20 protein-coding genes and 1 pseudogene are annotated in these 21,200 nt (G+C 66.1%); 6 read left to right on the top strand and 15 right to left on the bottom strand.

Features of this window, described 5'->3' with window-relative positions; all coding sequences use genetic code 11:
* Window positions 1-21 precede the first annotated feature (21 nt).
* The 8 genes from MJO58_RS00300 to MJO58_RS00265 form a co-directional block, all read right to left on the bottom strand.
* Window positions 22-1,263: a sensor domain-containing phosphodiesterase gene (locus tag MJO58_RS00300; protein ID WP_239721627.1), complete on the bottom strand. Its 1,242-nt coding sequence runs from the start codon at window positions 1,261-1,263 to the stop codon at window positions 22-24.
* A gap of 104 nt (window positions 1,264-1,367) precedes the next feature.
* Window positions 1,368-2,576 carry a PPE domain-containing protein gene (locus MJO58_RS28700; protein ID WP_276553183.1) on the bottom strand — a complete coding sequence of 403 codons (1,209 nt, stop codon included), beginning with the start codon at window positions 2,574-2,576 and terminating at the stop codon, window positions 1,368-1,370.
* Window positions 2,577-2,585: 9 nt separating this feature from the next.
* Window positions 2,586-2,891, bottom strand: a complete 306-nt coding sequence (locus MJO58_RS00290; protein ID WP_239721625.1) for a PE family protein — start codon at window positions 2,889-2,891, stop codon at window positions 2,586-2,588.
* A 179-nt stretch (window positions 2,892-3,070) separates the two neighbouring features.
* On the bottom strand, window positions 3,071-7,150 hold the full coding sequence (eccCa, locus tag MJO58_RS00285; RefSeq protein WP_239721624.1) for a type VII secretion protein EccCa: 4,080 nt from the start codon (window positions 7,148-7,150) through the stop codon (window positions 3,071-3,073).
* 6 nt (window positions 7,151-7,156) lie between these two features.
* On the bottom strand, window positions 7,157-8,653 hold the full coding sequence (eccB, locus tag MJO58_RS00280) for a type VII secretion protein EccB (RefSeq protein ID WP_239721623.1): 1,497 nt from the start codon (window positions 8,651-8,653) through the stop codon (window positions 7,157-7,159).
* 51 nt (window positions 8,654-8,704) lie between these two features.
* Window positions 8,705-9,034: a DUF2710 family protein gene (locus MJO58_RS00275; protein WP_239723473.1), complete on the bottom strand. Its 330-nt coding sequence runs from the start codon at window positions 9,032-9,034 to the stop codon at window positions 8,705-8,707.
* A 194-nt stretch (window positions 9,035-9,228) separates the two neighbouring features.
* A complete protein-coding gene (locus tag MJO58_RS00270; RefSeq protein WP_139043208.1) occupies window positions 9,229-9,456 on the bottom strand; it encodes a hypothetical protein in 228 nt (75 codons plus the stop codon).
* Between the two features lie 198 nt (window positions 9,457-9,654).
* The gene (locus tag MJO58_RS00265) at window positions 9,655-11,256 is read right to left on the bottom strand and encodes a DUF5631 domain-containing protein (RefSeq protein ID WP_350355907.1); all 1,602 of its coding nucleotides are present in this window, start codon (window positions 11,254-11,256) and stop codon (window positions 9,655-9,657) included.
* A gap of 147 nt (window positions 11,257-11,403) precedes the next feature.
* On the opposite strand from MJO58_RS00265, the gene MJO58_RS00260 reads away from it, so the two are divergent.
* On the top strand, window positions 11,404-11,547 hold the full coding sequence (locus MJO58_RS00260; protein WP_175364318.1) for a hypothetical protein: 144 nt from the start codon (window positions 11,404-11,406) through the stop codon (window positions 11,545-11,547).
* A 10-nt stretch (window positions 11,548-11,557) separates the two neighbouring features.
* On the opposite strand, the gene MJO58_RS00255 is transcribed toward MJO58_RS00260, so the two are convergent.
* The 6 genes from MJO58_RS00255 to MJO58_RS00230 all read right to left on the bottom strand — a co-directional run bounded on the left by MJO58_RS00255 (window position 11,558) and on the right by MJO58_RS00230 (window position 15,734).
* Complete coding sequence (locus tag MJO58_RS00255) at window positions 11,558-11,869, bottom strand: DUF2694 family protein (protein WP_239721621.1); 312 nt, start codon at window positions 11,867-11,869, stop codon at window positions 11,558-11,560.
* A complete protein-coding gene (locus tag MJO58_RS00250; protein ID WP_239721619.1) occupies window positions 11,866-12,183 on the bottom strand; it encodes an ESX-1 secretion-associated protein in 318 nt (105 codons plus the stop codon). The genes MJO58_RS00255 and MJO58_RS00250 overlap by 4 nt, the downstream gene beginning before the upstream one ends.
* A gap of 46 nt (window positions 12,184-12,229) precedes the next feature.
* Window positions 12,230-13,627: a DUF4226 domain-containing protein gene (locus tag MJO58_RS00245; protein ID WP_239721617.1), complete on the bottom strand. Its 1,398-nt coding sequence runs from the start codon at window positions 13,625-13,627 to the stop codon at window positions 12,230-12,232.
* Window positions 13,628-13,764: 137 nt separating this feature from the next.
* Window positions 13,765-14,127, bottom strand: coding sequence for a DUF4226 domain-containing protein (locus MJO58_RS00240; protein ID WP_090598034.1), 363 nt, complete (start codon window positions 14,125-14,127; stop codon window positions 13,765-13,767).
* 15 nt (window positions 14,128-14,142) lie between these two features.
* On the bottom strand, window positions 14,143-14,952 hold the full coding sequence (locus tag MJO58_RS00235; RefSeq protein WP_090598032.1) for a C40 family peptidase: 810 nt from the start codon (window positions 14,950-14,952) through the stop codon (window positions 14,143-14,145).
* Window positions 14,949-15,734: a helix-turn-helix domain-containing protein gene (locus MJO58_RS00230; RefSeq protein WP_090598029.1), complete on the bottom strand. Its 786-nt coding sequence runs from the start codon at window positions 15,732-15,734 to the stop codon at window positions 14,949-14,951. Before MJO58_RS00230 ends, MJO58_RS00235 begins: the two co-directional genes overlap by 4 nt.
* A 146-nt stretch (window positions 15,735-15,880) precedes the next feature.
* Between MJO58_RS00230 and MJO58_RS00225 the strand changes: the two genes are divergently transcribed.
* The 5 genes and pseudogenes from MJO58_RS00225 (at window position 15,881) to MJO58_RS00205 (ending at window position 20,289) form a co-directional block, all read left to right on the top strand.
* Window positions 15,881-16,297 (top strand): WhiB family transcriptional regulator, encoded by a 417-nt coding sequence (locus MJO58_RS00225; RefSeq protein WP_239723472.1) that lies wholly within the window; start codon window positions 15,881-15,883, stop codon window positions 16,295-16,297.
* Window positions 16,298-16,397: 100 nt separating this feature from the next.
* Window positions 16,398-17,780 (top strand): acyl-CoA dehydrogenase family protein, encoded by a 1,383-nt coding sequence (locus MJO58_RS00220; protein WP_239721616.1) that lies wholly within the window; start codon window positions 16,398-16,400, stop codon window positions 17,778-17,780.
* 110 nt (window positions 17,781-17,890) lie between these two features.
* Window positions 17,891-18,252, top strand: a pseudogene (locus MJO58_RS00215) (pirin-like C-terminal cupin domain-containing protein); the annotation flags it as partial.
* The gene (locus MJO58_RS00210; RefSeq protein WP_090598024.1) at window positions 18,249-18,596 is read left to right on the top strand and encodes a GNAT family N-acetyltransferase; all 348 of its coding nucleotides are present in this window, start codon (window positions 18,249-18,251) and stop codon (window positions 18,594-18,596) included. The pseudogene MJO58_RS00215 and the gene MJO58_RS00210, both read left to right, overlap by 4 nt.
* Window positions 18,597-18,930: 334 nt before the next feature.
* Complete coding sequence (locus MJO58_RS00205; protein WP_090598022.1) at window positions 18,931-20,289, top strand: PPE family protein, SVP subgroup; 1,359 nt, start codon at window positions 18,931-18,933, stop codon at window positions 20,287-20,289.
* A gap of 2 nt (window positions 20,290-20,291) precedes the next feature.
* Here the strand turns inward: MJO58_RS00205 and MJO58_RS00200 are convergent, their stop codons facing one another.
* Window positions 20,292-21,185, bottom strand: a complete 894-nt coding sequence (locus MJO58_RS00200; RefSeq protein ID WP_239721615.1) for an SCO6745 family protein — start codon at window positions 21,183-21,185, stop codon at window positions 20,292-20,294.
* Between the last annotated feature and the right edge of the window lie 15 nt (window positions 21,186-21,200).

Below are 21,200 nucleotides of genomic sequence, written 5' to 3'. Positions count from 1 at the left end.
GGGCGTGCTCCATTCCCGTGATCACAGCATGCGCGCCAGGAGGCTGTGGGCTGCCTCAGTGACCACGCGGCGTTCGTAGGTTAGGACAAATTCGAATTGCCGATCGTATTCGGATGAAGTGGCGCCGCCAGGTCGCTCTCGGGCGATGAGCGCCACCGCCAGTTGAGGTCCCAGCGCCACGACTGTCCATTCTTCGCACAGCGGGTCGTCCGGGCGCAGTGCTACACCGCGGATGGCGGATCCGAGATGCTCGGGAAGGTCTTGGCCGAAGACCGTTACCAGCGGACAGAATTCGGCGAGCTCGACATAACGTCGGCGGGTGCCCGCGGAGAAGTAGCGATGGTGTTGCAACGTTGCAAGAACGATGGGGGGATCTGCAGTGCAGCCAGCTTGAGCTTCGATATGGGCCGACAACGCAATCAGCACCTGCTTTCGACCGATGCGACACGCGACGGGTCCGGTTTCAGCAAGGTCGTAAGGAGTTCGCGCGGTAGCTCGGATCGGCGGGTGGGAGACTGCCCAATCGGCGGATACTGAGGGAACTGCAGAGATTGGGCCGGAGCGACCAAATTTGAAACCCTGCCCCAGGGTTGCTCCCAACGCTCGAGCATGCTCGAGATGGGCTTCGGTTTCGATGCCTTCGGCCAGGATCGGAGTACCGGTTCGTTCGTGATAAGCCAGGACTGCTGAAATGGTTCGAGCCTGGGCTTGCCGCGGCTTTTGTTGCACCAATCCCATGTCCAGTTTGATGATGTCGGGCCTCAGCACGTCGAGCAGTGCGAGCGAATCTGGCTGCGCACCTACATCATCTAGGGCGATCAAAAACCCGTCGCGTCGCATGGCGCTCACCGTCGATAACAACGTTCTCGGGTGAGCGAGCATGCTGCGTTCGGTTAACTCGAAGGCCAGCGACAGTGCGCGGGCGCGCGCGAGCAAGGCAGGGGCAAGCGAGCCGGGGTACGGCGTCCCCGGCTCGTAGTTGATCGTGATCAACGTTTGCCTGGGCAGTCGGGCATCCAGAGCGGCGCCGATGGCTTCGGTCACGCATTGCTGGTCGAGCCGCCCATCATGCCCGAGGGCTCGGGCATGGGCGAATACCTGGTTGGGGCCCGCGCCGCCCAGGTCGGGCCATCGGGCCAACGCCTCAAATCCGACTATCGCGCCGCTGTCCAACGTGACGATGGGCTGAAACTCCAGGCTTAGGCCTTTTCCACGCACCGCATCGTTCAGGCTTGGGTCACCGTCATAGCCACCGCCGGTCAACAAGTACCTGCATCGCGGTTGTTAATCCCCACAGGCGGAAGTTACCCATTTCCCGGCAAAGCTAATGCAAGATTTACAGCAGTTTCCGCTTCCTGGTTGGAGCGTCAGGTTTCGTCGGGGGGTTCGCCGCCGCCGACGACGACCCGAGCGCGGTTGACGTCCTTGTCGGCTTGGCCTTCCTTGCCGTGCCCCAGCATGCCGGCCGGAGACATCGGCATCGGCGACCCTCCCGTGCCGGTGCTGGTCGGGGAGGTGGGCGGGCGCAGCTCGGACGCGTTCAGCACTCCGGCGCGCAAGCCGGTGGGCCGACCGCCGGCCTCCGGCTCGAAACTGCTGGTGGGACGCGTGTAGCTGGTCAGGCCGGCGCCCGGGAAACCGCCGCCCCCACCCACGCCGCCGCCGGCCGCACCACCCAGGGGCCCGGTCGCCCCGGCCAGCATGGCGGGCTCGGCGGCGGCGCCAGCCGCGCCTGCATTGCCCGCACCGGCCGAAGAGAATGCACCCGTCAGGGACTGCATCAGGCCCTGCGGCATGCTGGCCATCCCCTGGAAGGCATCCATCGGGGCCTTGGCGACCTGTTGCAGCTGGCCGGTCAGGCCGGAGATCATCTGCAGCGGCTGCTGCATCATCGAACTGAGCTGGCTGCCGCCCTCGGCGGGTGCCGCCGCTGCCTGGCCCGCACCCTGCGTCGCCTGACTCCCTGCTTGCATCGCGCCATTCATCCCGCTCTGACCGGCCGCCTGGGCCACGGCCGAGGCGGCCGCCGCCGGCCCGGCCGGCGAAGCGCCCATCGGTGCCATAGGCGGGGGAACGGCCAAGGCCGCGACGAGCGTGGCCAGCGTGCTGGAGTAGGCCCAACCGATGGTCGAGTTCGTCGGCCAGTGATGGCCGTAGTACTCGGCGTCTCGCTCGCCCATTGGCATGGTGTTCTGCCCGAACCAGTTGGTATGGGCCAAAACGATCCACTCGAACCGGTTGGTCAGCGACATCACGGACGGGACGACGGTCGACCTCGCGAGCATGAAGGCCTCGACGGCCGCCGTCGTCACGCCGATTTTCTCCGCGGTCCAGCCCATCAGCGTCTGCAGTCCAGCGTTGAGGCCGGTACTGGTAATCATCGAGGCGATCGCGCCGACGCCCTGCCAGTGCGCCGCCGTGGCCACCGCATTGGCGCTGGAAAGACCTGCGGCGACTCCGTTATTCGTGGTCTCGGTGACCCATACCGCGTTATTGGCAACAACCGACGCCGGATTGCCCTCCTCGAAGATCTGAGCAACGATCTCGGGCGGACCTGTCCACCTGGGGTCGGCCATGCCGGCTGCTTAGAACGCGCTCGCGGCCGCGCTGGCTGCGTCGACGCCGACGTTTGTGGCAGACGCCAGACCCTGCGCACCCGAGAAGGCGGCGCGTTGCCCGGCGTGCTCGGCCGCGGTCGCCAAGTAGGCCGAACCGGCTGCGTTCAGCGCGGCGGCAAATTCGATGGAATCGGCGTCCGGTGCCATCGGCAACACGCCGACCAGAGCTGCCGAGCCGGCCGCGGTGGTAGCCGCCATCTCCTGGCTGATCGCTCCCTCTGTCGCCGCCGACAAGTCGACGGCGCCCGGCACCATGTCAAACAGACCGCTCATTTTTGCCCCTCCGTATTGCGAATGCCCGGTTTCATCCGTGGGGGTATACCCCCTTTTGGCTGGCTCCCCACCAGGCAAGTTGTATCCGTCGAAACATCACGGAATGCACCGATTCTATGGGGGTCTCCGACAGCTGTCGATTCACCTGCTCGGACCCCGGCCGATCACGGCAATTCGGCCTATTCCGGAGTTCCTACCAGCACGCCTTCGATCGCACCATCGGTCGTGACGAGCAAGCCGCGCCCCGGCGGCAGTTGCTGGGCGCTGACCCTGGCGAACACCTTTACCGTCGCCGGGTCGTTGTCCATGAATAGGGTCGGGGCGCGCGAACTCGTCATCTTCTGCAGGAATGGATTCGTCACCGAGACCCCGGCCCAGTTTCCAGGCAAGCGCGACGCAATGACGTGCAAGCCTATCTCTCGACTGCGCTCGATCAGCCCCCACAACGGAGCGCTGGCGCCCGCCTTGCCGATCGCGCCATGTGGGCGCAGTTCCTGCTCGTCGTCGATCAGAAGGAAATGGTGCGGGCCTTCCCACGTGCTGCGGCTCAGCAACTCCTCCTGACTTAGACCGGAGGGAGGAAGCCGGTCGCGCATCAGCGCCGCCAGCTCCTCGATCACGGTGTCGATGTCGTCGGCGGTGTAGGCGTACGCGCGTACGTGCGGACCCCGAATCTTGCCGATCAGCGACGTCTTGGGATCGATGATGGTGATCTGTGCCTGCTCGGGACTAAACCGGCTCATGACCGCCTGCCCGAAAGCCGCCAGGGTCGTCGTCTTACCGCACAGTTGCCGACCCAGCACCAGCATGCTGGGCACCGTTCGAGTCGGTAAATACGTTGGCTGCAAAGCGCTTTCGCCGATGGCGAAGGGAACATTGAACGGGTCGGCCGCCTCATCGGTCTCCGCGAACGCCGCGATGATCTGGGCGAGCTGGATCTGTTCGGGCAGCCGCGCCAGCTTCTCCAGCCTGCCGACGCCGGTCACCTCGGCAATGACCGCACCGAGTTGTCGGGTCGGCACCCGTTCGCCGGTGGCCGAGGTGATCTCCGGGACGCCGACCAGCAACTCGTGGCCCTCGCGAGTAACACCGAACCCGGGCCGGTCCAATGTGTTGCGGGCGGCTTTTCGACGCTCGAGGCCCTCACCCATCTGGGTTTCGTCCGGATTGCTCAGCCGCAGCTGGATGCGCGCATTCGACACGTTGACCAGCGCCTGCTTTTGCCCTACCAGCCACGCCGTGGCGGTGGTTGCGACATGGACCCCGTACGACAGGCCCTGGCGTGCTATCGACACCACGCGGTCTCCCATCGGGGAATCCTTGTCGTACAGGTCGCTGAAGTTGTCGACGACCAGGAAGACGTCACCGAACTTGTCGGCGGGATCGGTGCCGCCTTCCCGCTCGGTCCCGAATCGCCGTTCCCGGAACTCGGAGATGTCGATTTGGTACTGCTTGAACGCTGCTTCGCGCGCGAGGATCAGGCCCTCGATTGACGCGACAGTCCGCGAGACGCCCTCTTTGTCTGTCTGGCTGACGACCGATGCCACGTGCGGTAGCTCTTCGACGGGGTACAACGAAGCCCCGATACAGAAGAACGTCACCCGCTCAGGCCGGTACATCAACGCCGCCGAGGTGATCAGCGACATCAGCGTGGTCGATTTGCCGCGCTGGGCGGTCGCCACCACCATGATGTTGTCCATCTCGGCGTCGATGGCGTGCACCCGCTGCGCGTGGTCCTCGGGGATGTCGACGACGCCCACCGGGAACACCAGGCCGGGATTGTCACCATAGTCGACGTACCACGGCTTGCGCCGCCAGCTCGCCACCAACACGTCCATCGTCTCACTGACTTCCAAAGGCGGCAGCCATATCTGGTGGGGTGGACGCGCGCTGTGCGACATCAGCGACTCGCGGATCACGTCGACCAGCTTCTTCTTCCGGAACCCGTCGGCGTGGAACAAGAACTCGTCAGGCTCCTCGGGCTCGTCGGCGACGGCCAACGCTTCGCTGTCGGCTTCGCTGAGCGGCTGATAGGCCCAGGTCAATGCCCGCGGCTGCGAAAAACTCATCGCCACAGTCTTATTCACGTTGACCGCCCGCTTGGGTACCACGAACGGAGCGGACACATAAAAGCACCGGAACTGCTCGAGGTCGCGGGGACCCACCTTGAGCAGAGCGTAGCCGTTCTCCTTCGACGGCAGATGCAGCGCCGCGTCGCTGCCGATCACATCGCGGGAGTCCTCGGCGGTCTCCGCACGCAGGGCCACCCGAAAAGCGATGTTGCTCTTGACCTTACTGAGCGACGACAGGTCCAGCCGCTGGCCGCCGAGCGTGAAGAAGACGTTACAGCCGCGGCCCTCTTGCCCGATGTGGATGACCAGATCGATCCATTCCGGATGATGAATGAACAGTTCGAGGTATTCGTCGATGATCACCAGCAGGATCGGTACCGGCTCCAGGTCGCGACCGGCGAGACGCATCTCTTCGTACTCGTTGGCGTCGCGGGCCCCGGCTTGGTTGAAAAGACGGTAGCGCCGCGCGATCTCACCGTTGACGGCCTTGCGCATTCGCTCGGCCAGATGACGGTCGTCCTTGCCCAGGTTCGACAGCGAACCCGCGACGTGGGGAAATCCCTGTAGATCCTGGGCCGCGGATTCGAACTTCATGTCGACGAAGATCACGATGAACGTCTCGGGGGAGTGCGTCAACGCGATCCCGGTGCATAGTGACAGGAAGTATTCCGACTTGCCGGAACCGGACGTGCCGATCACCACCGAGTGGAACCCGAAACCACCAAAGTCTTTGGCGCGCAGAATAATTTGCTGCAGTTCACCGCCTTGCTTGACGCCCACCGGCATCATCGCCCATTTGTGGTCGCCGCGACCGCGACTCTCGCCCCAGAGTCGGTCGACGTCCAGTTCACGGGGGTCGCTGATGCCCAGCGCGCGCAGCAATTCGCCGCCTTGGCTGTCGGTTTCCGACAGGTCTCCGGCGCTCATCGGGGACCAGCGGGCGAGTGCTCGCGCGTACCGGTTGGCGGTGCTTTCGGCGAGCATGTCCGCCACAGCGTAGAACATGCCGCGGTGGCTGAGTCTGCCTTCGCGCAGCACGAAACGCTCACTGTCGTCGCTGAATCCGACGCCCAGACCCGCCCGGGTGGCCAGCCGCAACACCGTGATGCCGGCCATGCCCTTTTGCCCGGTTACACCCTCCCATTGCTCGGGGGTGCCGACGTTGTCATCGACGATCACCCAGTGCGGGCCCAGCGCCAGGCCGGGGCTGGACTCGATCGGCGAGGGCATGGATGTCGGGCTCATACCGACCGGCGGTGTCCACGGTCCGCGGCCCTTGCGGTGCAGCTCGGCGTCGAGCGCCTCTTCCAATTCGGTGGGAGAGGTGAAGATCAACCGGCGCAGTCCGCACGCGTCGAACATCTCGTCGTGCTGGTTGTGCGGCAACCACACCAGCCACGACCACAGCTCGGGGTGGCGGGTGACCACCATGACTTTGAGATCGCTGGAACTGTGGTAGACGGCCAGCGAACACAGGATCGAACGGGCCAGGCTGTGTAGTTCGCCCGGATCGTCGCCGACGAAGCTGAAGCCGGGTTTCGACCGCAGGCTCAGTACCTTGCCGATTCCGCGGATCTTGCTCTGCTCGAGAATGAAATCCCTTAGCGCACCGCCGGTTACGGGTTCGAGCTCTTCGCCGATCGGAACGTCGGGCCACTGCAGTGAGACCGCGGATTCGCTGGCTTGCTGAATTCCGATTCCCAGCCGGACGTCGAGGAAGTCTGGGTCGGCGGGGCGCCGTTCCCACATCCGCGGCCCCCCGATCACGGTGTCCAGCTTCTGCGGATCACCGTGCACGTACAGCTGGCTGCGTCGCTGGTCCTGGGCGGCGCGCTGCACTTCGTCGCGATCCTCGTCGAGCTGGCGCAGGTAGGCCCGGCGTTGCTTTTCTTGTTCGCCCCAACTGATCCGGCGTCCGCGCCCCAAACGCCCGCTGAACATCAGCGTGCCGAACCCGACCAGGCCGATCATCGGGAAGAAGCCCGACTGCAGGGATCGAATCCCGGACGCGTACATCACCACCAGCGTGCCGATGATTCCGACGAGCAACGCGGGAATCGCGATCATCAGCAGGATGTTGCGGGGCTCACGCTCGGGCAATGCCAGCGGTGCGGCGACGGCGATGCGCACCGGCGGAACATTCGGTGCCGGCTTACGGCTGCCGCGGACGAAACCTCGTTTGGACATGGCTAGTTAACCCCCGCCTGCCAGCTCGTTGAGATCGGGAATCGGAGCTACCGCACCGCCTCCCGAGACGGCGTCGCGGGCCACCAGCGCTGCGTCACGACCGATCGCGGGTCCGGGCGCAAAGGTGCGCAGGATCGGCCAGGGCGCTTGGACCGCAAGCTTTGGATCCAACCCCAACGCCTGCAAGGTGGCGTGGTCGGATTGGATCCCGTACCGAACCCCTTGCGGCGAAATCCAATACAAGCTCTCGCGGCTGTCGGCCGTCGCGACCCCGCTGGTTGTCGCCACGAAGTTCGCCGCACCCGGTAGCATCAAAGTCTGTTGTGCCTCAGCAGAATTGGGGTCACGATCGTCGCGAACCAGGCTAACTACCCGGGAGTCCATGCCGATCGAAACCGGCAGGCCGCGGCCGCTGAAGATGGTGATCCGAGCCTGCGGGTCACCCGATTGCTTCTCCCAGCCGACGCACGTTGCCGGATTTGCCGACGTATCAACGAATTCCAGCTTCTCCGACGGGTAGTAGTCGACATCGAGCACGTCGACCGCCGGGATCTGAATCAGTTTGTCGGGGGCTACCAGGGTGGGTGTCGTCGAGCCCTCCGAATCCGCGGTCCGTAAGAGGTCGGCAACGAAGCTGGTGATCTTCTGGACGCCGTCGGGCAGTAGCACGTAGAAGCCGTTGACGCTGCCGCTCGCGTCACGGGTTTCCAGGACCCTACCCACAATGGAACCGGGCAGCCACCGCGACGGTGTGCTACGGCCCGGAATGACTGGCAGCACAATAGGTTCCGTTGACGGCATCGCGTCGAACAGCGCGTTGGAGATTTCGATCGGATATGTCACACCGGGATCGAGACCAAGGTTGAACGTCACCGACCGGTCCGCTGGATCAATGCGGGACCGCTGCCCGTGCCAGATCACATACGTTGCGCCCTTGTGGGTAGCCAGGATGGCCTGCTTCGGGCGCATCGGTTCCGACCGGCCGATGGGGGAAAGCTGCCCGGCGATGGCGGTCACCACTGGCGCGGTTCCACTGCCCCGGGCGGCTGCGGCGTCGCAGACCGACCATGCCGATTCGGCGCTCGACGTGATCGGCAAGCTATCGGGCGCACCGGGAATGCCGATGATCGGGCCCGTCGGGTACTTCGCGATCTCACTGGCTCTGACCCATGTCGGGGCGCCGGCACTGCCGACCGCCAACCGGGCCGATGTCAAGTTGAGTGCCGGGTAGAGCCTGCCGTTGATTTTGGCGTAGACGGCACCGGTATCGCGGTCGCCGATGATCGAAGCCTGGCCGACCAGACCCGAAGGCTTCATGACATGAAGCAGCGCCATCCACCCGACGCCGATCAGAACGAGCACGATCGACAGGGCCACGGCCGCTTGTTGTTTGCGGTCGTCGTGCTTCATCCGGACCGAGAACCGGGTGATCGCAGCGCGCAGCCGCCGGTTGTAGAACAGGTGCCCCGAATTCTGATCCCGGTTGGACAGATTGAGTGGCACGGTCATTCTCCTTCAGGCGGTCGACGCAGGATTGCTGCATCGACACCGACATCAATGCAGTTCGCCGCCGTACCTGGCCCGATTCTCGGCTTCTGCCTCCTCGCGCATCGCCGCGATCGCGAGGTTCAGCCTGTCCGCCAATTCTGCGTGGCCGTAGCCCGTCATCACGCCAGGATGCAGAGACAGCTCAACCAACCTGCCGTCGGAGTTTGTCACGGCGCGAATATCCCCCAAGTCCACGCTGTACGTGACCTTCTCGGCTTGCGCGACAAGGGCTTCCCACTTGTCGGCTGCCTCGCTCAGCTCACGCAGAACCGCTTCGACGAGATCTCTGTCCTTTAGGTCGCTCTGTTCGCTGCGACTGCCCCACCCCGCCACCATGCCAGTATCATCGACCCCTCCAACCAGCGTCAATTCACAATTTGACGAGCTGCTGGGCTGACGCGAACGGGGGAGTGTCCGTCAATCCTCGCAGTGACGTTCGTAATCCCAGCGCTCCAGCCAGCCGGAGAGGCGGTGAATTCCGACGCTGACCACGATCAGCGCGACGCCTTCAGCGGCCATCAAAAGTTCGTTCACAGTCGGTCCATCTCTCGGGCCGTCGCCGCCCGCTCGAAGTAGCTCGTCCGCCGCGGCGGGTAATGGCGGCGCGGCTCATGCTCGACGCTGACACTCAGGACCAGGCGTTGCCAGAGCGTGCTGACCCAGCGACGCGATGCGGTGCGGGGCCGCGGGCTGGCGACGGCAGCGGCCGTGGCGAACTTGACCTGGCGCTCGGTGATGAGGACACGCTCCGGGGCCATACTGTGCTGCGCTTGCGAGGGTGCTGCGGTATCACGATGCCGCACCGCTGTTTTCGGGATGGCTAGCATTTCGATCACCTGAGAGGGGTTTGCGCCCGGTGGGTCCGGCCGTCAATCAAAATCTATGGATTCACCGGCGTGGAAGGCATGCGTAGTCGACTACCTGTTTTGCCGCGACGAACCCCGCTGCAGCTGGGGTCAGGACTCGGCGGTCCACTGGCTGGCCGGAGGTTCGTCGAGCTTCCGGAACCACGCCAGGTGATAGTTCGCCGACGTCGCGTCGCCGGCGACACTGCTTTCGGTGGCGGCCAGCAACAGACAGTTGAGCAACAGTGCGGGCACGACGTCCGGGTACTGGCTCAGCAACTGATAGCGGGCGGTGTCGAGATGCACACGCAGCAGATCGGCTTCCTCTTCCACGACACCGGTTCCCGACGTAGCGGCTTTCGCCAAGGTGTGCACCAACCGCGGAAGTCCGTCGCGCCAGTGCGTGACTCGACCCAGCTCCCATCCGAAATCTTCGACGGGCGGCAGTTCGCGGGCCTGCACCGACGACTCTGTCGGCGGGAAGTCTGTCGCCCGGCCTACTCGATCGCCGGGGGTGTAGGTCGCGATCCGGGTCGCCTCGCCGAGCAGTGCGGAGGATTTGCCCCTGCGCCGGCCGGGTGCAAGCAACCGCACGCCCACCGGGAGCGCGATGCCCGGCGGAATCCAGCCGTGCGCGAGGTCGGTGACCAGTAGCGTGGTGCCGTCCGACAGATCGCCGACGGCCCAGTTCAGCCCGGGTTCTTGGCGGACCACGTATGCCAGCAGCCGATGCAAGCGTTCCGCGTCGGATTCGACGGCAGCGGGAGCCGCGGGTGCGTCCAGCGGTTCCGGCTCGGGCTCGGGCTCTGCCGCCAGCTCGGGCTCGGGTTCCGGCTCGGGCTCGGGCTCAGGCTCAGGCTCGGGCTCAGGCTCGGGCTCGGGCTCAGGCTCGGGCTCGGGCTCGGGCTCGGGCTCAGGCTCAGGTTCGCTGACGGCCTCCGGCTCGGGTTCCGGCTCAGCTTCTGCCACAACCTCGGGCTCGGGCTCCGGTTCCGGCTCGGGCTCGCTGGCGGCAGGTTCTGCGGACGGGACCAACTTCTCCAATCGCGCGGTCTGGGATTCCGCGTCCGCTGCGGCCGCCGAGATTTCCTGCTGCAGCGGGACCGCGACGTCCACGGTGGTCTCCTCGGACGGAGCTCGATGTCGGCCACTCGAAGCGTCGTCGTCATCGGCGGCGACCTCGGTCACCGGCTCCTCCACAGGTACTGCGGGAATCACCGGTATGACCTGCGTCTGATCGAGCGGCTGAGGCCTGATTTCGGGCTCCGTCGCCGGGACCACCGGGATGACCTGGGTTTCGTCGGCCGCCAACGCGGCGACATCAGGTCCGGCCGCCGGGACCGCCGGGATGACTTGCGTCTTTTCCATGTCGGTCGTGCTGAAACGTCGCGCGACCTGCGCGGTTTGATGTCGCGCGCGCGCCTGCGCCTTCATCAAGTCCAGCTGGCGAATCGTCGATTCGACGCGCCGGACGGCGCGGGCACGCGCTTCTTCGATGACGCGGGCCTCTGCCGCCCGACGGCCCAGATCGGTGAGTCCCGCCCGCTTGACCATCCCCAACTGCTTGTTGGCGCTGGCGGTGATTTGCTGCAGATCCTTCTCGAGATACTTTGCGAGAGTTACGGTTTCGTCTGTCGCCGTCGACAGTTCGGCAGGCCAAAGCCCACCGATCACCCACGGGGTGCAATCGACAGGAGAGCTGAAGGCCGGCATCGACAATGATTCCCGGGTAGCTCTCCGGAGGCGCTGGCGCGCCGTCTTCCGACCGAAGATCGCCACCGGGTCAGACTACCGATATATTCCGAACGCTCTTTACAAAGGTGAATTGTGCAGGTGTGAGGCGCTCGGTAGCGTATGGCCATGGTTGATTCTGCGCTGCAGCAGCAACTCGACGAGGTGCGCACCTTGCTCGGCCGCGCACGAGAGTTGTTCGGCGCCAACCCCATCGAGCCACCAACCGATATAGCGCCCGATCCTGACGCCGTCAAAACCTGGCTGATCTAAACGCGGACGGTTAGTCGGCGCCGTCCCGGCGGCGCAGCTTGTGCGCCAGCAGCTTCTCGATCGCCGTATCGAGGTCGTTGGGGGTCGGGACCTCCGCCGACGGGGTGTGTCCGGCCGCGACGATCTCGTGGCGAACCTCCAGCAACGCCTTGAGCCAGGACACATCCGCGGTCAACAGGATGCCCTGCGCCAGGGTCGCAGCCTCGGTATCCATCGCCTCTTCGCTCAGCGCAACGCTGTGCATGTACCCGCCGCGGCACGAGCGGACCAGGATGTGCCCACTCGGGTGAACGGTGTCGAACGCGGGATTGGCGTCGGTCATCGACCGCCGTCGACGACGCGACCGAGTTCGCCGGCCGCATCTTGTTCATGCTGATCCCATGTCGTGGCCGCCACGGTCAGGTTGTGCGCCATGTCAGCGTGGTCGTCGGCCTGTTGCTCGTAGCACTGGCGTCTCAGTTCGAGCAGTTCACGTCCGGCGTCGCGAAGTTCACCGAAGATGGGCCCCAGCGAGTCCAGGCTCTCCTGGATGGCGGCATGCGACGACGGAACAGTGCGCAAGTAGTCGGAGGTCTCCTGGTGATGCGCAGCCGCTTCACGTAAGTGCGCGGGCACCACATGGATTCGATCTGCCATCCGCTTTCTCCTGTTTCCTGCGCCGCCGGCCGGTCCGGCGAGTTCACTATTGTCCAGTGGTCGGCGTGGCCGCCGGCCGGGTCGGTGTCGGTGCGTCGGTCCTGGCCGGCGCGGTCGCGGTCGCCGCGGCCGGTGGGTGCTCCCAGCCTAGAAAGCTCGGGCCGCTTACGGAGGCGATGTGCTGAATCTGGCCATCGAGGAGGGCCTTGGTGTGGCCGAGCGCCAGCGCATGGCGATCGGTGAAAATTCCGACATCTCCCGGCAAGACTTGTACCGGATCAATCGGATTGGGGACCGCGGTTCCGGGTGCGGGAATGGTGATTCCCTGCTGGTGGAACGCATCCGGGATCGGCGCACCGCCCACTGCGGCCTCGATGGCCGCCGCCAGCTGGGGGCTGGCCGCCGTCACCGTGTCCCCATCGGGCAGGGTCACCGTCGTCGGGCCCCCGGGCGGCGATTCCGCCGTTGACACATCCTTACCCTGCTCGTCGTCTTCGTGTTCGTCCTGGTCATCCAATTCGTGATCGGCCGGGTTCACGTCGGGGTCTTCGTCGTCCATGCCCGCCAGGGCCGGATCGGATTCGCTGCCCTCCTGACGCCCGGGCACCGGCATCGCGCCCGGCGCCCCCCAACCACCCATCGAACCTGGTCCCGGTGCCGAACCCAGCCCAAGATTGGGAATGCCCGGCATCGCCGACGGCATCGGGGGTGCCGGCGCGCTCTCGGCCGGCCCTGCACCCGAATCCCCGGTCAACAGGCCAGGGTCGTCGGCCAGCAGCGAATCCAGTAGCGGATCGTCCCCGGCGGCGGCCGGGTCGGCTGCGCATGCCGACGAGGTCACCGAGGCCGGCCGGGTCTCGCCGGCACCGCTCGGCACGCTCTTCGAGGCGTCGTAGAGCGAGGTCCACGCGGCCATCAATGCTGACTTCGACGTGTCGTCGAGGCTCGCGGTCATCACCACCGCGCGGATGTCCCTGAGCTTGCCGATCAGGAATCGCTGAAAGTCGCGTGCGCCCGCCGGGGTGTCCAAGTCGGATCGGGTTTGCACCGCGGCCTCGGTTTCGCGTTGCAAGGCGCTCAGCGCTTCAGCGCCTTCGACCGTCTTCAGGTGGGCGTTCATGATGGCCGAGATCACTTGCAGGTCCAGTTGGGAGCTAGCCGAATTCTGATGCGCCAGAGCGGCTTCGGCACCTGCTATGGCTTCGGCGGCGGCCCCCTCGGACCGCTGTGGCGGTGCAGCGGGCGGTTGCTCCCAGGAGCCGAACAGGCCCGGATGCTGGCGGCGGATCTTGGCCAGAAGCGTGTCGAGCTGCTCCGGACGTGTCGTGGGGGTGATCACCGCGGCCAGCTCCGTTGGGGTCAGCCCTACCTGCCATGCGTTCGGATCACCGGTGCGGTCCCGCACGACCCTGACCGTGGCAAGCAGTTCGTCATACGTCGACATCGGCTAGCCAACCGGCGCTGCGGCCCAACGCGGGCGGTGTCGCGACCCCTCCATGCCGGGTGACAGTACTGAGGCCCCGAGCTGTGGACAATTCACCGCGACGCGGCTGTGGATGAATTTCGGGGCACTATCCAGCGCTATCCAGCGGATACGCGGTATTCTCCCCGCAGCCGTTCCAGCACAGCAGTTTTCGCCCGATCAAGCTCGCGCGCATCCGCCACGACCGCCGCGATCTCACGTTGCTTGGCAACCAGAAATTTCTGAAACTCCCTCGCCCCCATGGGCGTGTCGACGCACAGGCTGCGCTGCTGCGGAACGGCGCGCTCGATCTCGTCGCCGATCGCGTCCAGACGCCTGATGCTCTCCTGCATCGCGGCGTGCGCGCTGGCAAGCACGTCCATTAGTGCACGGTCCGCCTCGGCAACCGAGTCGTGCCGGGTCGCCATCGCCGACTGCCGCGCCTGAATGGCGGCTAGCGAGGGGCCAGTCTGTTCCGACATACGCTCAACCTAATCTCATATCGGCCGACGAATCGCGACGTAGTTTCCCAACCGGCTGATCCGCACAGCGGCGCCCGAGTACGGGGCTTCGACGACGAGATTGTTGCCGATCGCCATCTGCACGTGTCCGCTGTGCGGGAAGACGAGATCACCGGGCCTGACTTGCGAACGGGGTACTGGGATTCCGTCGTTGATCTGCTGATACGTGGTGCGGTCCAAATGAATTCCCGCCCGCGCGTATGCCCACTGCACGAGCCCGGAACAGTCGAACTGATCGGGGCCGGTCGCGCCCCACACATACGGGCGGCCCAGTCGAGATAGCGCCGCGCGCACCGCAATTCCGGCACGACTACTCGGCGAAGGCAGCAGCAGGCCGCGGTGGTGCACCATCCGGTAGTGCAGTGCCCGCAGCGCCGCCGAATGCCGCCGGGCGCGCAGCCGGGCGGTCAACACGTGTGCCCGCTGGGCACGAAGGCGTGCGGCCCGACGGCGCATCGCGTCACGCTGGGCCATCGGCGCTATCGGGGTAACGGCGGCGGCATCGGCACGGGCCTCGTCGAGGACGTTCTTGGTCAGCTGACGGGCTTGCGCCCGGTCACGGTGGGCGTCGGCGATGACGCCCGCGGCCGCCGCGTCCGTGCGCGCCGCCGAGAGCAGCACTTGGTGTCCCCGGTTTGCCTGAAATTGGTAATTGATTTGTCCCACAATGGTATTCACCGGCGATGTTGGCACCATGTGGAGCGGCGCCACCAGCGGGGGTCGCCGGGTGCCGCCCGCGAACAACTGGTGAGCTCGGTTCAACGCCTCGATTTCACTTTCGGTCATCGGTCCTCCTCGCCGCTGCCCTGTTCAACGCTGTCCTGACTGGTCGACACCGCGTCGGCGAACGCACGGACCCGGGGGAGTACCCCCGCCGGGATCACCCCCCGGTTGCGGATATCCCACATCTCGTCACTGCTCACCCCGAGCAGCGCCGCGATGATCGCGTCCGGCAGTGACGACTGCGCACAGGCCTGGTCGAACCGCGCGCTCAAACTGTTTGGCATCCGCTTGAGCAGCGCGCTGCGCGTTTCCTCGAGCGCCCGCAGATGGTCCATCAGCCGGTCGGTCGAGTCGGCGCCGGCGTTCACGGCAACCCGCCATGAGCTGGCGGCGAGCATCTCGGCCTTCACGCACTGCGCGATCACAGACAGAATATACGTCTCATATTCGTTTGATGTCGTCGCCGGCAGCCGATCGATGACAGATTTGAGCGCATCGAGCTGGGCTTCCGCATACCCTTCCAGCACGTCGGTGTCGCTGTGGCGGTCGACCACCACCGCCCCGGTCCGCGGCGGCGACATCGTTTCGGGGGGCTGCGCGGCGATCAACCGGGCCAGCTCGGCATCCGGATCGGCGGCCACCAACAGCCGCGAGTAGGTGCCGGGCGGCAGACCCAGGCCGTTTTCGACCTTCTGAACAGTGCTTTTATGGGCCTTGCGCGCACCGCGTTCCAGATAGCTCAATCCCATGATGCTGACGCCGGTCGCGGCAGCAAGCTCCGCTAGGGACCAGTCACGCGATTCACGCAATGCCCGGATGGCCGCACCTGCCGATTCACGGCTCACCCGCTGGCTCCGGCCATAGGCCGGATATTACACAGCCCGGCCGCTCTCGCTATGTATATACGCTTTTGTCACGTTTCTCTTGCGCGGGGGCCGCCGTTGTGTATACGCTTTCTTATATGTTTCGCCCCTTAGCCGAGGAGACTGACATGGGCCACCCCTGCGCAACCGACCCGGAACTGTGGTTCGGCTACCCCGATGACGACGGCGGTGACGGCGCTGCCAAGGCGCGTGCCTACGAGCGATCCGCCACCGAGGCGCGGATCCAATGCCTGCGTCGCTGCCCGCTGGCACAGCAGCGCCGGTGTGCGCAGTACGCCATCGCACATCGCGAGGAGTACGGCGTGTGGGCGGGCGTCAAGCTTCCCGGGGGCCAGTACCGCAAGCGTGACCAGCTCGCGCGCGCCCACGACATCTTGCGGCGCATCGCGGCCGGCGAGATCAACTCGCGGCAGTTGCCCGAGAACGCGGCATTGCTGGCGCGCAGCCAGCATGAAACCATCCCGGTGCCCGCGGTGGTGCTGCACCTGCCGATCGCCCAGGTCGGCCCGCGTTCAGCCGCCTGACCGGTGCACCCGCCCCCCAGGCCCGTGAACGTTTGTTCACCGAGTCGACCGGGTAATCGACCGCGACGGAACATCAAGTCCGTCGACCCGGAGGCGCACCATGACGTTCGACCTGACACCGACGGCCGCGCAGCACGACCTTGCCCGGCGGGCACACGAATTCGCCGAATCCGTGATCCGTCCGGTCGCGCTCGAGTACGACCAACGTCAGGAGTTTCCCTGGCCGGTCCTCGAGGAAGCGGCCGAACGAGGCTTGTACAGTCCGCTGTTCTACCGCGACCTGATCGGTGATCGCACCGGCCTGTCCCTGCCGATGTTCATGGAGGAGTTGTTCTGGGGCTGCGCCGGAATCGGTTTGGCGATCGTGATGCCGGCGCTGGCTCTTTCGGCGATCGGTCAGGCCGCTTCTCCCGAGCAGATGCTGCAGTGGGCGCCCGAATGTTTCGGCACCCCAGGCGATCTCAAGCTGGCTGCCCTGGCGATCTCCGAGCCCGAGGGCGGCAGCGATGTGCGCAATCTGCGCACCCGGGCACACCGCGAAGGTGACGACTGGATCATCGACGGGCACAAGATGTGGATCGGCAACGGCGGCATCGCCAACGTCCACGTGGTCAATGCCGTCGTCGACGAAGAACTCGGCCACCGCGGCCAGGCCCTCTTCGTGGTCCCAGGCGGTACGCCGGGACTGGAACTGGTGCGCAAGCTCGACAAACTGGGCTGCCGCGCATCCCACACCGCGGAGTTGCGGTTCAACGGCGTTCGCGTTCCGTCCGCCAATTTGCTGGGCGGACAGGAGAAGTTGGAGCACAAACTCGCCAAGGCGCGCGAGGTCGTCGCGGGCGGACGGCGCTCGGGCTCGGCGACGCTAGGCACGTTCGAACAGACCCGTCCGATGGTCGCCGCCCAGGCGATCGGCATCGCTCGTGCGGCATTGGAGTACGCGACGGCATACGCCACGGAGCGCGAGGCGTTCGGCGGACCGATCATCGACAACCAGGGCATCGCGTTTCCGTTGGCCGACCTGGCCACACAGATCGACGCGGCCCGGCTGTTGACCTGGCGGGCTTCCTGGATGGCTGCGAACGAAGTCCCCTTCGAGCGGGGTGAGGGCTCGATGGCCAAGCTGGCCGCCAGCGAGATCGCGATCAAGGCCACCGAGCGTGCGATCCAGACCATGGGAGGCTGGGGTTACATCACCGACCACCCCGTCGAGAAGTGGTATCGAGATGCCAAGCTGTACACCATTTTTGAGGGCACCAGCGAGATTCAGCGGATGGTCATCTCGAATGCGTTGGGCGCCGCCGTGGGCACCCCACCGCTGCATGTCGTGCTGGAACCGTCCGGCGGCCCGTTGAACCGGATGTTCGGCCGCGGCGCCCCGCTGCGGTCCCGCGCCGCCGACGCCGCGCTGTCGGTGAAGGATCAGATCCCCGAGCCGATCATGCGGGTGGCCATGCAGATGCTGCGGCCGCCGGGCAGGTAGGCCGGCGAGCGCGGGTAGGTCGCCGCATCACGCCCGCTACGAAGGGTGCAAGTGAGCAATCTCGAGACCGCACCTGCCGAAGTCGCCTGCAGCGCTGCGCAGCTTGCGGGGACCGAGGAACCGTGGCGATGAGCGGAACGACCCTGGCAGTCGCCGCGCTCGGCTATCAAGGCCCGGGCAGCGCCGCGGTCCACCTGCGCAATGTTGGGGATCAGCCGGCGCGGGTAGTGCTGTTGGGGGCGCCCCTTTCACCGGAGAGCTGCTGATGTTGTGGAACTTCGTCGGGCGCACCCACGACGAGATCGTCGGGTATCGCCAGCTATGGGAGGAGGCCGACGCACGCTTCGGCGTCGTTGACGGCTACCGGGGCCCGCTGACACGACTGCCGGCCCCACCGTTGCCGACCACCCGGCTGGGGCCACGACCAATACGGCACGACCGAATAGACCCGAATAGAAAGGAAACGACATGACGACGACCACGGATAAGACCGGCGCCCAGACCACCGTCACCGAGGGGCATCAGACGTACGCCATCGCCGTCGAGGGCAAGACGGTCGGCCACGCCGATTACGCCGACCGCGGCGAGCAGCGAGTTTTCTACCACACCGTCGTCGACCCCGAATTCGGCGGACGCGGCCTGGCGACCATTCTCGTCGAGGAGGCCCTGAACGGGGCACGCGACGCCGGCAAACGAATCGTCCCGGTGTGCTCGATGGTCCAGAGCGTGCTCCAGAAGCACCCCGAATTCGACGAGGTCACCGACCCCGTCACCGCCGAGGTCCGAGGCTGGGCGCAAACCCAGCCGAGCAGCTAGCCGCCGCCACCCAACGACGGCTTTACTGAAAACGAACCTCCGGCGCGGCCGCGGCCAACTGGCAGCTAAATTCCCCTCGGTGCTGTTGGCGGCTTACGCGATTTCGACGGACAATGCCACGTGACCTAACGTGTTATCGCAGGGCAGCTGGGTAAATCGGGTACTCCCGTAGCAAGGCATCCAAGCGGCGGCGGTAGTAGCCGGGCCTCCCAGCTAACTCACAGTCTCCGTGAGCAAAATGATTGGCTCAGGCGGCCAGGCCAGGCCATGGCGTCGTGTTCGTTTGCCGTTTACCGAAGCGGCGCGCGCCGGGCCTGCTCGATCGGAGGGAAAAGTGGACTTCGGGGTACTGCCGCCAGAGATCAACTCTGCGCGCATCTACGCCGGACCGGGCTCCGGGCCGATGCTTGCCGCGGCGTCGGCATGGGAGACGCTCGCGGCAGAGCTCTACTCGACAGCTACCTCCTACCAGTCGGCAATTGCTGAGCTGACCGCTGGACCCTGGCTGGGTCCCGCGGCAGCAACCATGGCCGCCGCCGCCGCTCCCTATGTGGCCTGGTTGAGAACCGCCGGCGAGCAGGCTGAGCAGACGGGCAACCAGGCCATCGCGGCGGCCGCCGCCTACGAGGCCGCGTTCGCGGAGACGGTGCCCCCGCCGGTGGTCGCCGCGAATCGCGCTCTGCTGGCAGCGCTCGTCGCCACGAACTTCTTCGGGCAGAACACGAGCGCGATCGCGACCACCGAAGCGCAGTACAGCGAGATGTGGGCTCAGGACACCAGCGCCATGCAGGCCTACGCGACCTCCTCGGCGTCGGCTACGTCACTGACGCCGTTCGAGTCGCCGTCAGCGAGCACCAGCACCGACGGGACCGCCTACCAAGCGGACGCGGTCGCCCAAGCCGCTGGTACCTCCGCCGGCAACGCGCAACAGAACGTCCAGCAGGCCATCTCCGCCGTCCCCAACGCACTGATTAACCTGGCCAGTCCGGCCGACGCCTTTGGATTCGGAGGGCGGGACCTACTGGGCCTGCTCGCGGACCTGAGCGCTGTTTTTCTCGATCCGGAAATCGGGGCGGCGGGGCTCGCGGCCGACACCTCGCTGGGGACGACGGCTCTGCCCTACGACGTGGGCGGATATTGGACCGGTGTCCACACCGACGACATCGTCAGCGGCTGGGCGGGTGTACAACCATGGCCGGGCAATGCACCCGCACCGGCGACGTCCTTTCCGGTGCTCAACGAACCGGCATCGACGGTGTCCGGGCAGTTCCGCCATGCGCCCTCGGTCGGACGGCTCTCGGTGCCGCCGGCATGGGTGGCCGCGGCCCCCGAATTGCGCGCGATGACCACGGCACTGCCGGCCGCGACCGTCGGCGCCGCGGCCCAGGCCACCGGCTCCAGCGCGGGAAGCCTGTTCAGCCAGATGGCCCTGGCAAGCATGGCCGGGCGCGCTATGGCCGGCACCACCGGCGGAGGAGGCGCTCGAACCCAGGAGCGCGTCGGAATACCCGGGCGCAAACCAAAGGATTCCAAGCCTGCCGAACCGATCGAAGCCGCCCAGATTCCAGCCGGCGGCCCGATCACGAGCATCGCCGCCGAGCTTCGCGAGCTGGCCTCTCTGCGCGATGCCGGAATTCTCACTCAAGACGAATTCGTCGAGCAGAAGCAGCGCCTGCTGCCGCGTGATCCCTAACGCTAGGCAGAGTTCAAATGCGCACTAGCGTCGTGTAACTCATTGCGGCGCAGTGCCATTGGCGTTACGGCGAGGACGTCGCCGCCTTCGACCACCGTTCGGGTGATCGGCGTGAGGGCTCCGAACAGCGCCTCCACCTCGTCGTCGCTCAGTGCGTCGAGTGCCGACAGTCCGAGCGCATCGGTGCTCGATTCGACGTGCTCTTTGAGGTCGGCGCCCGCCGCGGTGAGCGAGCCGTCCTCGTTCAGCAGCCCACGCTCGGCCAGCCGCTGCTCGTGGTGACGCCATTCGGTCTCGTCGTAATCGCGAGTGCGCGCGATGTAGTCGCGCGGGACACGGTCGGCCGCCGCATGCAGCACATTGCATTCCCGGCCCGAGATGCCCGCCGCGGTCAATACCGCCACATGGCCGTCGCCGCGGTGCTCACGCAACAGCGTGGTGGCATGCCACAGCGCGTCAAGCGGATTGTCCGGCCACGGCAGCGCGCGATTCGCGGCGAACAGCGGTCGCCCGTCGACGCCCGCCTGACGCGCCGCCTTTCCCGCCAACTCGGCTGCGACACTGACGTTTTCGTCTTCTTGCAATCCATAGCGGCGCAGCGCCGCAACCGATGAATCCCGCCGCGCGCGCAACGCAGCATCCGGGCCGGCGATCTGCCATGCCGCCGGCAAGGCCTTGGCCACCCGCTGGGGGGCGAAGTTGTAGAAGATCGCGGTCACCAGCTCCGGCGCAGCCGCGCCCAGCGGGGCGGACCGGGCCGCGAAGTAGCCCATCCAGAAGCCCCGGTATCCCAGCTCATCGAGTGCTGCCCGCGCTTCCGGCGCGAAGTACGTGACCGCGTGCACCGGCTCGAATCGATCGAAGAATCGTCGCGCCAGCTCTGGTTTTCTGCGCATGCTTGCAGTGAAGCA

The sequence above is a fragment of the Mycobacterium lentiflavum genome (assembly GCF_022374895.2).
In the GTDB taxonomy this organism is placed as follows: domain Bacteria; phylum Actinomycetota; class Actinomycetes; order Mycobacteriales; family Mycobacteriaceae; genus Mycobacterium; species Mycobacterium lentiflavum.
This window is presented reverse-complemented; position numbering and strand designations above follow the sequence as displayed.